General features: G+C 38.9%; 11 protein-coding genes and 1 tRNA gene. 5 read left to right on the plus strand and 7 right to left on the minus strand.

Annotated features, from left to right (window positions below; all coding sequences use genetic code 11):
- Window positions 1-67: 67 nt before the first annotated feature.
- The 3 genes from CWB62_RS15185 to CWB62_RS15195 form a co-directional block, all read right to left on the minus strand.
- Window positions 68-1,147, minus strand: coding sequence for an endonuclease/exonuclease/phosphatase family protein (locus tag CWB62_RS15185; protein ID WP_138529777.1), 1,080 nt, complete (start codon window positions 1,145-1,147; stop codon window positions 68-70).
- Between the two features lie 23 nt (window positions 1,148-1,170).
- Complete coding sequence (locus CWB62_RS15190; RefSeq protein WP_058404229.1) at window positions 1,171-1,536, minus strand: hypothetical protein; 366 nt, start codon at window positions 1,534-1,536, stop codon at window positions 1,171-1,173.
- Between the two features lie 87 nt (window positions 1,537-1,623).
- A complete protein-coding gene (locus CWB62_RS15195) occupies window positions 1,624-1,872 on the minus strand; it encodes a TIGR03643 family protein (RefSeq protein WP_058404228.1) in 249 nt (82 codons plus the stop codon).
- A gap of 118 nt (window positions 1,873-1,990) precedes the next feature.
- Here CWB62_RS15195 and CWB62_RS15200 point away from each other — a divergent pair, with 118 nt between their 5' ends.
- Window positions 1,991-2,674 carry a substrate-binding periplasmic protein gene (locus CWB62_RS15200; protein ID WP_058404227.1) on the plus strand — a complete coding sequence of 228 codons (684 nt, stop codon included), beginning with the start codon at window positions 1,991-1,993 and terminating at the stop codon, window positions 2,672-2,674.
- A gap of 99 nt (window positions 2,675-2,773) precedes the next feature.
- Window positions 2,774-4,834: a TonB-dependent receptor gene (locus CWB62_RS15205; RefSeq protein ID WP_138529779.1), complete on the plus strand. Its 2,061-nt coding sequence runs from the start codon at window positions 2,774-2,776 to the stop codon at window positions 4,832-4,834.
- Between the two features lie 91 nt (window positions 4,835-4,925).
- On the opposite strand, the gene CWB62_RS15210 is transcribed toward CWB62_RS15205, so the two are convergent.
- From CWB62_RS15210 to CWB62_RS15220, 3 genes are all read right to left on the minus strand, one after another.
- Window positions 4,926-5,339, minus strand: a complete 414-nt coding sequence (locus CWB62_RS15210; RefSeq protein ID WP_138529781.1) for a GFA family protein — start codon at window positions 5,337-5,339, stop codon at window positions 4,926-4,928.
- Between the two features lie 109 nt (window positions 5,340-5,448).
- Window positions 5,449-6,738: a M20 family metallopeptidase gene (locus CWB62_RS15215; protein ID WP_138529783.1), complete on the minus strand. Its 1,290-nt coding sequence runs from the start codon at window positions 6,736-6,738 to the stop codon at window positions 5,449-5,451.
- A gap of 235 nt (window positions 6,739-6,973) precedes the next feature.
- Complete coding sequence (locus CWB62_RS15220; RefSeq protein WP_138529785.1) at window positions 6,974-7,975, minus strand: fatty acid desaturase; 1,002 nt, start codon at window positions 7,973-7,975, stop codon at window positions 6,974-6,976.
- 268 nt (window positions 7,976-8,243) lie between these two features.
- On the opposite strand from CWB62_RS15220, the gene CWB62_RS15225 reads away from it, so the two are divergent.
- Window positions 8,244-9,374 carry an FIST signal transduction protein gene (locus tag CWB62_RS15225; RefSeq protein ID WP_138529787.1) on the plus strand — a complete coding sequence of 377 codons (1,131 nt, stop codon included), beginning with the start codon at window positions 8,244-8,246 and terminating at the stop codon, window positions 9,372-9,374.
- 12 nt (window positions 9,375-9,386) lie between these two features.
- Window positions 9,387-11,291 (plus strand): EAL domain-containing protein, encoded by a 1,905-nt coding sequence (locus CWB62_RS15230; RefSeq protein WP_138529789.1) that lies wholly within the window; start codon window positions 9,387-9,389, stop codon window positions 11,289-11,291.
- Between the two features lie 106 nt (window positions 11,292-11,397).
- Here CWB62_RS15230 and CWB62_RS15235 read toward each other — a convergent pair.
- Window positions 11,398-11,482: transfer RNA gene (locus CWB62_RS15235), tRNA-Leu, on the minus strand.
- A gap of 326 nt (window positions 11,483-11,808) precedes the next feature.
- Here CWB62_RS15235 and CWB62_RS15240 point away from each other — a divergent pair.
- Window positions 11,809-12,309: an RDD family protein gene (locus CWB62_RS15240; protein ID WP_058405107.1), complete on the plus strand. Its 501-nt coding sequence runs from the start codon at window positions 11,809-11,811 to the stop codon at window positions 12,307-12,309.
- Window positions 12,310-12,462 lie beyond the last annotated feature (153 nt).

Here is a 12,462-nt window from a genome sequence, read left to right on the forward strand (position 1 = left end):
ATGAATCAAGCCTGAGCGTTCAAGTTAAAACGTATTCAACTAACAGCTAAAAACTAATAGCTAACAGCTAGCTCTTCTCAAACCTTGGCACCTTTCGCTTATCGGCTTTGCTCATAGTCAGTTCTGCTACTTCCTCTTGCTTTAACTTGTCGGGTTTGTCCTCTAATGACTGCTGATTGGCATTTTCATAAGAAAGCTCGGTAAGCAGCGCAAAGTGGTCTGAGCCATATTTTGCGAGGCGCTTAATACGTTTTACTTTGAACCCTTGGCTATGAAATAGATGATCGAGCGGCCAGCGCATAAAAAAGTAACCAGCATGGAATGTGTTATAAAAACCGCGACCTTTACGGGGATCTAAAAAGCCACTTATTTGCATAAATAAACGTGTGCTGCGCGACCAAGCTACATCATTTAAATCGCCCGCTACAATGGTTGGGCGAGTTGGATTTTTTACCGCTTTGGCAACCATGATTAATTCGCTATCACGCGGACGCGATGAATCTTCTTCAGTTGGGCTAGGTGGTGCGGGGTGAATAAAGTGCCCCTGCATTTTTAGGCCTTCGTCGTTTTCAAATAAAATATGAATTGAAGGAATATCATCTTCAATGAGCTCACATATTTGGGCATCGAGTAATTTAAATTTGCTGTATAAATGCATGCCATAGCGGTTGTCTTTCGGGCATTCTATATAGTAAGGGTAATCTTTTTTAAGCACCGATAACTTTTCTTCCCACCAGCTATCGCTTTCAAGGGTAATGAGTAAATCAGGTTTATGCTGATTCACCAACGTTATTAGTTGCTCGCTATTGTGATTCGACATAAGCACATTTGCCGACATTATTCTTATGCTGTGCTGGCTACTTTTACTTGCGCTTTGTACTTCTTTTTTTGCAAGCCAAGTATAAGGAAAAATCCACTTCCCTTGTAATATCATAATAATTAAGGCTACGATCGTAATAAAAGCATAGTGTGTATTACTGTTTAACCATAATAAAAATAACGCGCTAACAAATATAAAACTAGCAATATAAAACACCTGTAAGCGGACAAAGTCGCAACTTCTAACCAAGTAGTGTTGGCTGTATGACATAGGTAGTAAAGTTACCAGTAAAAAAAAGCCAGTAGTTACAGCCAACAATGTAAGCATTACTTAAATCCCTTTAAATTAATTTAGCGACTCAAAATTGATAAGATTTCTCGTGTGTCGTGTACTAAGTGAATAATTTTACGGTCGATTTCAATACTTACAGTACCATTATTTTTCGAACGTTCAACAACTCTACCACGTTTGTATATATCAACTTCTAAAATGTCACCGGTATAGTAACGCTTACTTTTACCAGGTGGGGTCCACCCTGCACGAAGTAGCTGCTTTTTCTCTTTTTTAGAAAGAGAGTTATGATCATGATGCTTGTGTTTTTTATGGCCAACCTTTTTACCTTGGTGCTGACCATAATTATTTTTGTTTGGTTTAGCCTGTGCACCAACTGATGCCAGCGCAAGTGTGATGAGTGCGGTATAAATAACTGCTTTCATGGATATCTCCAGTGCTAATAGTCATCTAAGACTAACAAGCTAGGATGAACATCAAATGAAATAGCCCTTAAATTTAAACTTACGGTGTTAACGGTGTTTATACTGAGTTTTACAGTGGCTGCGCATAATAGCGGGATCGCGTAACTTTAAGTGCTTAGTTTTACGCCCTGCGTGGCGCTTACGCCACACTTTAAAGCTTCCCTTAGAAATATGATCTCGCATAAAAACGACAAGCTGAGGGTATTTTAATCCGTATAATTGTTCAATGGCTTCGAAGGGCGTTCTGTCTTCCCATGCCATTTCTATGATGCGTGATTGCTGCTCTGCGTCAAACATAATGCCTTCCAAAAATGTTTATATACGCGTTAATAATACGCATAGATCATCAATTTCATGAGTCACTTTAAAATTAAAAAATAGGTTATATACTTAAAAGAAAATGGATTTGATAGTTATGCGCTTTATTTTATTAATCTTCGCTTTAACGGCGTCATCGTTAGCCTTTGCCGAACCAGGTAAAACATTGCGCTGCGTTACAACTCACTACCCGCCTTATACTATTTTCGACGAGCAAAAAAACACATTTACAGGCTCAGACATTGATCTGATAAATTACTTAAAGCAAAGCTTAGGTTTAAACATTAAAGTAATACACTTACCCTGGGCACGTGTAAAAAAAGAAATGATCCTAAACTATTACGACTGTTATTTTTCCTTGGCGACAAATACACTGCGCGAAAAACATTTAGAGTTTACTCAGCACCCTACACATGTCACCAAATTTGGACTATTTGCTTTAGATAAAAATTCGCTAAATAACGAAGACTTTTCTCACACTAGAGTAGCTATGCTCCGAGGCGTTGCTTTACCTAATGAAATAGCTGATAAATACAAAATATTGCCTAAAAATATAATACATTCACTTTCAACATCAGATTCATTTAAATTATTAGAAAAAAAACGCGTTGATTATGTAATCACCAATTATCAGGCTGGTCTTTGGTTTGCTAAAAATAATACAGACATTTATGCTCGCCAGTTTGATGAATCTAGCTTGCCTGTTTATATTGCATTTAAACAAGGTGTCGTTGACATAAACATAATTAATGAGCAAATTAAACGCTTTAATGACCGCTAATTGGTTAGCGTTAGTATGTGCTTTAACGCAACAAGTTTAAATGCATACAAAAACCACATATCATCAGCCTAAGCTATTTTTACAACGTTTTAGGTATGTATGAAATATTATTGTTTGCCGCTCATTTTGCCGTTTAGCCAACCTGTTTTTGCTGATCAGAAAAACACAGACCCAATTGAAGTTATTACCACTACAGCATCAAGGGTAGAAGCACTTTCTGCCCCCCTTCCATTGTCGATCTCTACATTAACCGAGGCGCAACTCAATAGTATTGCACCTACTCATATTGAAGAAGCCCTACAACGCGTTGCTGGCGCTAATATACAACGCGGCAATGGCCAAGAATATTTACCTGCGCTTCGCTCCCAGGTTTTATCAGGTGCCGGCGCATGTGGTGGTGTGTTAACTTTAGAAGATGGTATTGCCCTTCGGGCTGCGGGCTTTTGTAATATAAACGAGCTATTTGAAGCGCATAGCGAAATGGCAAAGCGTATTGAAGTATTAAAAGGCCCGGGCTCTGCGCTTTATGGCTCTAACGCTGTGCATGGTGTTATTAACGTAATAACGCCCGATACCACCCAGGGTGGCGGTTTATTAGGCCTAGATTATGGCTCATACGGTTACGCACGCGTTAAATTACGCACAGGAAAAAACTATGGCAACAGTGGTATTGGCATAAACGCTAGCATTACTGACGACACAGGGTATCGTGATGATGAAAGTGTTAAGCAGCAAAAAGTAAACATTCGTCATCGTTTAGAGCGTGATAACGTATTGCTTACGTCGGGTATCACATACACACATTTAGATCAGCAAACGGCTGGTTTTATTACAGGGTTCGAAAGCTATAAAAATGAAGATATAGCACAGCAAAACTTTGACCCTGAGGCATTTAGAAAGGCAACCTCCTTGCGCGCATGGAGTAATGCAACATGGCAATTAGCCAATAACGATGTGCTTTCTACCACTGTGTATATGCGCGATCAAAACATGGACTTTTTTAAGCACTTTTTGCCGGGCACGCCGCTTGAAAAAAACAGTCAAACAGGTATTGGAATTCAATCTCTTTATCAGCACCCTATAAATAATAACGTAACTATAAACTTAGGCTTAGATGGCGAATATACTCAAGCCTCATTTTTACAAAGTCAAAATGAGGCAACGCAAGGATCGGCATTTTTAGTGGCTACCGTGCCACAAGGTAAGCATTATGATTACGATGTTAATGCGACCCTCTATGCACCATTTGCATCACTAGATTGGCAATTAAATAAATGGCTGATAACCGCAGGGGTGCGTTACGAACACATGCAGTACGACTACACAAACAATATGCTTGCGGGCAGAACAAAAGAAGACGGCAGCGAATGTGGGTTTGGTGGCTGTAGGTACAGCCGCCCTGCCAGCACTGAAAATAGCTTTAGCAATGCCTCGCCTAAGCTTGGAATAAGCTACCAGTACAACACTAATAACACGCTTTACGCTAACTTTTCTCGTGGTTACCGAGCACCACAAGCTGCAGAGTTGTACCAACTACAACGTATGCAAACCACGACTGATTTAAATGAAGAAGTAGCCAACAACGCCGAATTTGGTTTAAAAGGAATATACAGTAAATTTAGTTACGGCTTATCTATCTATGCCATGAGCAAGCACAATACTATTTACCGCGATAGCGACTTTTTTACTGTAAATGATGGCAGCTCTCGCCATAGAGGGGTTGAACTTGAGCTTGATTATCAATTAACAAATAATGTGTCGGTTAACTTTGCAGGCACACATGCCAAACACAGTTACACAAATGATCAGATAATTAATGGCTTAAACATAAATGGCAACGACATAGATACGGCGCCTCGCAACATCGCAAACCTCGATGTTACTTGGCAAGCGCTTAGTAATGCACGGTTTGTATTACAGTGGCATCATGTTGGAAACTATTACACAGACCCCGAAAACTTAAATAAATACGAAGGCCACTCAGTTTTAAGTTTTAGAGCCCAATGGCAAGTAACTAAAAATGTTGAGGTTTTGGCTCGCATTATTAACCTAACCGACGAAGCCTATGCTGAGCGAGCTGATTACACCAGTTTTACTGGCGATAGATACTTCCCGGGTAAACCACGCAATGCAATGTTATCGGCATCGTATACTTGGTAAATAAAGCTTATTTAAACAAAGCGACTTATATACGCTGTAAGTCGTTTTGTTTTTTTATTACAAGCATACGTTTAATCAAGCATTTACAGGACTAATTTTGTGGAGTGCTATCAAATGCATCAACATGATGTAAATCATCAAGCCATGGCAGTGCTGACTTCGTCCAAATTTGTATTGAAGGTTTAAATAAATCGCGCTGATCAATCGCCCCTATGCGCAGCCCATATATGCGATCGATAGGTAACTCATTTGTTGCATAAAGTGATGTGCCGCAATTGGCACAAAAACCTTGCGCTCGCTTATTGCCACTTTGCGCTGTTTTTACATACTCTTTAGGTTGCCCTTTTGTAAAATTAACCGAATTAATCTCTGCAATTACAACGGCTCTAAATGGGCCACTCGACATGCGTTGGCAATCACTACAGTGGCACACTACTACATTATTATTTTGTGACGTGGCCTCGTAAGTTATATCGCCACAAAAACAGCTTCCTGTAATTTTCATATAGTAACCCTCTAACTTAGTTCTAGAAAAACCTTCACATATATTTACATACTGTACTTAAAGTACATTGAGTTAGCTTATGACTTTCACTAACTCAATTCTTAGGAGTCTACTTTTTACTTTCTAAGTAATCGACCGCTAACTGGCTCAATGCTTTAGTGCCTACTTTAAATGATGACTCATCAGCATAAAAATAAGGTGAGTGATTACTTGGTACCGTTTTTAAATCTTGGCTATTTGGCGTACCACCTAAAAATACAAATACACTGGGGATTTCTAATGCATAAAACGAAAAGTCTTCTGCACCAGTAATTTTATCCATTTCCACTACGTTACTTTTACCCGCCGCTTTTGCAAGGGTTGGTAGCATCTGTGCAGTAAGGGCCGGGTTATTAACCGTTACCGGGTAGCCTTCGTGAATATGTACATCGGCTGTTGCTCCCGACGACTTAGCAATATGTGTAGCCGTTGTTTTTATTTTTTCAAAAATCTGTGCTCTATTATTCATGTCAAAATTGCGAATAGTACCTACCATTTCAACTTTTTCAGGAATTATATTGTTACGCACCCCACCTGCTATTTTGCCAAACGAGACTATTGCTGGCTCTTTGGTTATGTTTACTTGGCGGCTCACAATATGATTAACGCCCGTTACTATTTGCGCAGCTGCTGCAATAGGATCTACACCCGTCCAAGGAGCTGATCCATGCGCTTGTCGGCCATTAACCGTTATTTCAAACCTGTCAGAACTTGCCATAGCTGGGCCGCTTCGATAACCAATTTTTCCCGTATGTAGGCTCGATGTTATGTGAAGACCAAATGCCACGTCGGGTTTATATTTAGTAAATATCCCCTCTTTTAGCATTACCTCTGCACCGCCTTCTTCGCCTATGGGTGCGCCTTCTTCTGCAGGCTGAAATACAAACATAATATTACCGTGAAGCTCGCTTTTCATATCGGCCAATACTTGTGCTGCCCCCATCAACATGGCGACATGCGTGTCATGCCCGCAGGCATGCATAACCCCCACATCTACACCGCGGTAGTTTGTTGTTTTTGTTGATTTAAAGGGTACATCTGTTTTTTCGGTTACAGGCAGTGCATCCATATCAGCACGTAACATTACTGTAGGCCCCGGTTTTGCGCCTTTTAAAATACCCACTACGCCGGTGTAAGCAATGTTGGTTTGTACTTGCATACCCAACGACTTCAAATGTTTAGCCACAATACCTGCGGTACGCGTTTCGCGGTTACCCAACTCTGGGTTTTGGTGAAAGTCGCGTCGCCATTCTATTACTTGCTGCTCTACATTTTCAACGTGCTGATCAAGGTTTGCCTTTGCGTTAAATGCACCAAGCGCAGCAAGACCCAATGCCACTGAAAGTAGTGATTTTTTCATCCTATTTTCCTTTATTATTTTAATGAAACCCAACAACCGATTTAGTGTTATCGAGGAATGCTGTTGAGTTATAGCCTACACCATTTTAAATACACTATCCTTAAACCGCACGACGACATAGATTTACTCTGCGATACTAAAATTGAATTTAAATGTTAAATGTTAAATGTAATTAAAACAAAAAAACCAATCGCGCATACAATTGGTTTTAATAATCAAACTCAGGCTTTTAGTATTAACTAGCTTGAGGGTCGTAAGCATTTGCATTTTTTATGCTGTTAAAATCGTTAAACCGTACATTGTGCTGGCGCATTACGTCGAGGATTTTTTTGCTCAGCATTTGGCGCAGGTAAAAAGGTTGGTTTGGTACAAAGTGATGAATAGTGTGCGTTTTACCAAAATTGAAGCAAAAAAGGTGAAACGGCATAAACAAACGGCTTGTAATTACGTGTGTTTGCTCAAGCATATTATTTACGCCGCCATAATAGTGCATGCTTGAGGTAACAAAGTTAAGCGAGCTTGAGCGCACTATATTTGGCACAATTAACACAATCATCATAAATTCAAACACATTTAAAACCTCTAACGCTAGAGCCGGGGTGCTTGCTTCAATGGGTACAAAAAAGTTAACTGTATGGAATATAATTACACTATACAAAATAATAAAGTATGTAGTTGTTACTGGAAAGCCCGCATTAAACACGCTTAAAAAACTAAATCCTTTAATTTCTTTACTAAAACGTTTGGTATTAATAACTAAACCGAGCAAACCGTCCACAATAACAAGCGCACGCATAAATGGATTTTTAATGCCATTACCCACTAGGCGCTCTTCGAGATCTTGCTCCGTACCTGATGTTTTATGATGATGTAAATGCATTTTGCGGCGATACCATGGGCTAATGGTGTTTGGCCTCATTAACCAAACCGTTAACATCATAAAATTGTGAATTAAAGGCTGATTACTAAAATACTGTTTATGAATGAGGTCATGCTCAAGTTCGTGAGAAATCGAAGCCGCCATAGCTGCCAAAATAATACAAGCCCATGCAGGTATAATGGCAAGGTAATACAAAACCCCAACACCAATTAAAGCACTCAACGAGAGCAATAACATAACAAGCCCAATGGTATTTTGATGAGCAAGCAAAGGGTATTTTTGGCGAAGTACTGCCTCTTCGGCTTTTATAGCTTTAACAATTGCTTGAATATTTCGTTTGGCACTTAGCTGAGTCATATGAACGTTCTTAAAACCGTGTTGTAAACATGATACTTAATTACATTATACGCTAAAACATTTAAGTTGGATTTCATTGTATTTAAGCAAAAAATCAATTTTTAAATGTTAAGCCTAATTTCCTATCTAAAAGGGTTAAATATTTAATATATAAAATGGTAAGCACTTCAAAAGAGCGTTAATTAAACGTAACAAATGTGGATTTACCTGCATTTACCCTATAATCTATATTATAAATAACATAGTTGTACGGGAGAGCCTTTAAATTATGAACACTTTTCAATCTATTTATAAAGAAGGCAAATGGCAAACGTCGCTACCTAAAAAATCTGATGCTGCATTAGTATTTGCTTTTGGTGACAGACATGCCATGGCAACATCACACATGTTGTCTCAATTAAAATCATCTTTCCCTGAGGCTGAAATTGTAGGGTGCTCTACCAGCGGAGAAATTCAAGGTAGTGAAATACACGACGAAAGTATAGCGCTGACCGCCGTCCACTTTGAGAAAAGTCATGTTGTTGCCAAGTCAGATAACATTAGTAACTATGCCGACTCAAGCTCTTTGGGCACCGCACTTGTAAATCAATTAGATCATAATGGCTTACGTTATGTGTTTGTTGTTTCTGATGGACAGCTTATAAATGGCAGCGAGCTCATTGAGAGTATTACTGGCGCATTACCTAAAAACGTACTTGTAACTGGTGGCTTAGCGGGTGATCAGGCTCGCTTTAAAGAAACCATAGTATGGCACAATGATAAAGTTACTAAAGGCCTAGTTGTTCTTGTCGGGTTTTATGGCAAAAAGTTAAATATTAGCCATGGCACGATGGGGGGGTGGAAACCATTTGGCCCTATACGCGAAATTACCAAATCAACTAAAAATACCCTTTATGAAGTAGACCACAGTCCTTCACTGGAATTGTACAAAACGATGCTAGGTGAATACGCTGACGGGCTGCCAAGCTCTGCTTTATTATTCCCGCTATCTATGCAAGAAGTTGGTGAAGAACAATCCGTAGTCAGAACCATTTTAAGTATTGATGAAGATAAAAAAAGCATGACCTTTGCAGGTAATCTTCCTGAAGGGGCTAAATGCCAATTAATGCGCGCAAACTACGAAAATCTAATTGATGGAGCACAACAAGCGGGTGAAGCCGCCATACACATGATGGGCAGTAACCAGCCTACTCTTGCGCTTTTAGTGAGCTGTGTTGGTCGACGAATGATACTTGACCAATTAATTGAAGAAGAACTTGAAACAATCGCAGACTTACTTCCCGAGAACTGCACTAGAACCGGGTTTTACTCTTACGGCGAGTTATCGCCTCATGTTCCTTTTGGCCCGTGTCATTTACATAATCAAACCATGACACTCACCTTGCTAACTGAAGACTAAGAGGTTTACAAGTTGCATAAACTGCTAGCACGCCAGTTAAAACGGAGTAAGGTTGATGAAAGCTTCGTTCAAGAGTATACCGATATTATATCGCGGGTATCTGATGCTTATGAACAGAATGAGCGCGAAATTAATATTTTAGAGCGGTCATTATTTATTACGTCCAATGAATTAAATGAACGCAATGATTTACTTAAAAACCAGCTTAATGAGCTTTCAGATACACAGCAACAATTAGAACATTCAATTAGTGTGCTCAATGCAACATTTGACGCTATAGGCGAACAAGTTACTGTGCTAGACCTAAAAGGTAACGTTGTGAGCGCCAATATAATGGCCAGAGAGTTCTTCGAGCGCTTTAATTTAGACGCATATAATTACTTTAGCCAAATAGATAAAGTAATAAAAAAAGGCAACAAAAGCGCCGACATTATCGCGCAATTAAAAGCAGATTCAAAACAGACATTGAGTGGCGAGTTTGAATCTATCGACGACAAACATTATAGTTACCGCTCACTCCCTCAGCTTAAAAATGGCCAACTTATTGGTCGTGTTTTTTGTATTCGTAATATTAGCGTTGAAAAAGAACATGAAGAAATCATTCATTTTCAAGCCTACCATGACGCCCTAACTGGATTAGCAAACCGTCAATTATTTATGGACCGCCTTGAGCATTCATTAACGCTTGCTAGACGTGATGACTCGATGACCGCAGTGCTCTTTTTAGACTTAGACAACTTTAAGCGAGTTAACGACACTGAAGGACATAAGGGCGGGGACGAACTACTAATTAAAATGGTAGAGCGTATTAACCACCGTTTAAGAGAGCAAGACACACTTGCACGAATAGGTGGAGATGAGTTTGTAATACTTGTTGAGCTTGTTAAGTCAAAAAATAATATTGAAAACCTTTGTGACGCATTGTTAGAAACAATAAGTAAAGAGTTTATTATAAATGGGCGACCTCAATATGTATCATCAAGCATTGGAATTGCACTGTACCCACAAGATGGTATTACGCCCGACTCCTTACTGAGTAACGCCGATATGGCGATGTATGATGCAAAAAATAATGGCAAAAATGCATACCGTTTTTATCACAGAAAACTAGAAGCGCATGCCCGTGAACAAATGGATATTGAGCGCGAACTTCGTAAAGCGATAAATAACCAAGAATTAGAAATATATCTTCAGCCTAAAATAGGTTTAGACTGCAATCAAATTTTAGGAGCAGAAGTTTTGATGCGCTGGTTTACGGCTAGCGGAGAGTCTGTACCGCCCGATTTATTTATTCCTATTGCTGAATCAACCGGGTTAATAAAAAAAATAGGTGAATTTGCTATTAGCTCGGCTATATCGCTATTAGAACAATGGCAAAAAGAGAACATAACGCCTTTAAAACTTGCGGTTAACTTATCAATTATTGAGTTTCAGGATGAGCACTTTATTGATTACATTATTGAAAGCATCTCGAATTCAACAATTAGTGGCAATCAATTAATTATTGAGTTGACTGAATCTATTTTTATGGAAAATAAAGAGAAGATGAGTAAAACCATGCATAAGCTAAAACACTATGGTGTTGCGTTTGCGCTGGATGACTTTGGTAAAGGTTACTCCTCTTTTAGTTATTTACAGTTATTACCTATCGATTATTTAAAAATAGACAAATCGTTTTTACAAAATGTAATCACTGATGAACAAAGCGCCGCCATTGCCAAATGTATTATCGATATCGGTCATAATTTGGATTTAGCTATTATTGCAGAGGGAATAGAGGATCAAGAAACGCTCGATTACGTATCAAAGGCACAATGCGAAATGGCGCAAGGATTTTTTATGTACCGCCCTATGCCTTCTGATTCATTTACAAAACTAATACAAAAACAGCCCACTCAAAGCGATATGACCATTTAAAATTTAATGCATCATATTTTAAAATATCATCTTGAGTGCCGAGTCCGTAATCACAAATTTCAGACATAAAAAAACCCCTGCTAAATCTAGCAGAGGTTATAAAAAGTGGTACCAGCGGCCGGACTCGAACCGGCACTCCTTTCGGAAGGGGATTTTGAATCCCCCATGTCTACCAATTTCATCACGCTGGCATCATTTTTCTTTAACCTTCTAAACACGAGAAGATAAAGAAAAACCACTTTAGAGCTTAGGATTATTTATGTTCCCTCGTCTCTATGCCAAGCATTATACAAACAATAGGGTTAGCAGCAAGCCTTTTATTACATAAGCATGATCAACCGCTTAACATTTAGGCAACTATTAACATTTAAAAATTAAAGCACCATGCAAATAAAGTACTTTTAAAAATACGGATATTGTTTAAACCTAGAGTTAAATGATACCAACATACTATAGCACTTAGTATTTTTGCGCTTTTTTGCTAAACTAGCCACACATTAACAGTGAGAGTATTTTTATGTCGGGTGAGTTTCCACGTGCTGGTTTTTGGCGCCGTTTTGCGTCGCTTATATACGACTCTTTAGTCGTCATTTCGTTATCTATGCTAACCGCTATTTTGTACTTTGCTGCAATCCAAGTGTTAATTTCAACGGGTCTTATTGAGCAAACAGAAGGCCAAGACCCTGCTGCATTTATAGAAAATTCGCCTTTACTAGATGGCATTCGCAGTGCGTTATTTGTGGGCGTTAATGTTATCTTTTTTAGTTACTTTTGGACCAAAAGTGGGCAAACAATTGGTATGCGAGCATGGCGTTTAAGAGTGCAAACTAACGACGGTAATTTAATTAGCTGGTCGCAATCCGTTATTCGCTGTCTTGCCGCGTTACTTGGTTTAGGCAACTTAGTCGTGTTAGTTGATTTTAAAAATAAAAAAGCATTACAAGATTACTTATCTAAAACAGAGGTTGTTGCGCTTTCAAAAGAAGAGAATAAACGCATATACCGCGAGCTCGATTAGCCTGTAAATACATAATGATATAATCATTTAAAAACAAAAAGGGTGACTAATAGTCACCCTTTTTGTTTTTAAATATGAGCGCTTATACCCGTTTATTCATCAAGTAAGTCGCAAAGCCTATAAAAATAACACTAGCCACCACGGCGACAATAA

Source organism: Pseudoalteromonas sp. S408 (assembly GCF_005886645.1).
Lineage (GTDB): Bacteria > Pseudomonadota > Gammaproteobacteria > Enterobacterales > Alteromonadaceae > Pseudoalteromonas.

What these genes read in the sequence shown, in the direction of transcription:
- CWB62_RS15195 (WP_058404228.1), bottom strand. Translation starts at nt 1,872, where the DNA reads ATGTTTGACGCAGAGCAGCAATCACGCATCATAGAAATGGCATGGGAA.
- CWB62_RS15240 (WP_058405107.1), top strand. Translation starts at nt 11,809, where the DNA reads ATGTCGGGTGAGTTTCCACGTGCTGGTTTTTGGCGCCGTTTTGCGTCG.
- CWB62_RS15205 (WP_138529779.1), top strand. Translation starts at nt 2,774, where the DNA reads ATGAAATATTATTGTTTGCCGCTCATTTTGCCGTTTAGCCAACCTGTT.
- CWB62_RS15190 (WP_058404229.1), bottom strand. Translation starts at nt 1,536, where the DNA reads ATGAAAGCAGTTATTTATACCGCACTCATCACACTTGCGCTGGCATCA.
- CWB62_RS15225 (WP_138529787.1), top strand. Translation starts at nt 8,244, where the DNA reads ATGAACACTTTTCAATCTATTTATAAAGAAGGCAAATGGCAAACGTCG.
- CWB62_RS15215 (WP_138529783.1), bottom strand. Translation starts at nt 6,738, where the DNA reads ATGAAAAAATCACTACTTTCAGTGGCATTGGGTCTTGCTGCGCTTGGT.
- CWB62_RS15200 (WP_058404227.1), top strand. Translation starts at nt 1,991, where the DNA reads ATGCGCTTTATTTTATTAATCTTCGCTTTAACGGCGTCATCGTTAGCC.
- CWB62_RS15185 (WP_138529777.1), bottom strand. Translation starts at nt 1,147, where the DNA reads ATGCTTACATTGTTGGCTGTAACTACTGGCTTTTTTTTACTGGTAACT.
- CWB62_RS15220 (WP_138529785.1), bottom strand. Translation starts at nt 7,975, where the DNA reads ATGACTCAGCTAAGTGCCAAACGAAATATTCAAGCAATTGTTAAAGCT.
- CWB62_RS15210 (WP_138529781.1), bottom strand. Translation starts at nt 5,339, where the DNA reads ATGAAAATTACAGGAAGCTGTTTTTGTGGCGATATAACTTACGAGGCC.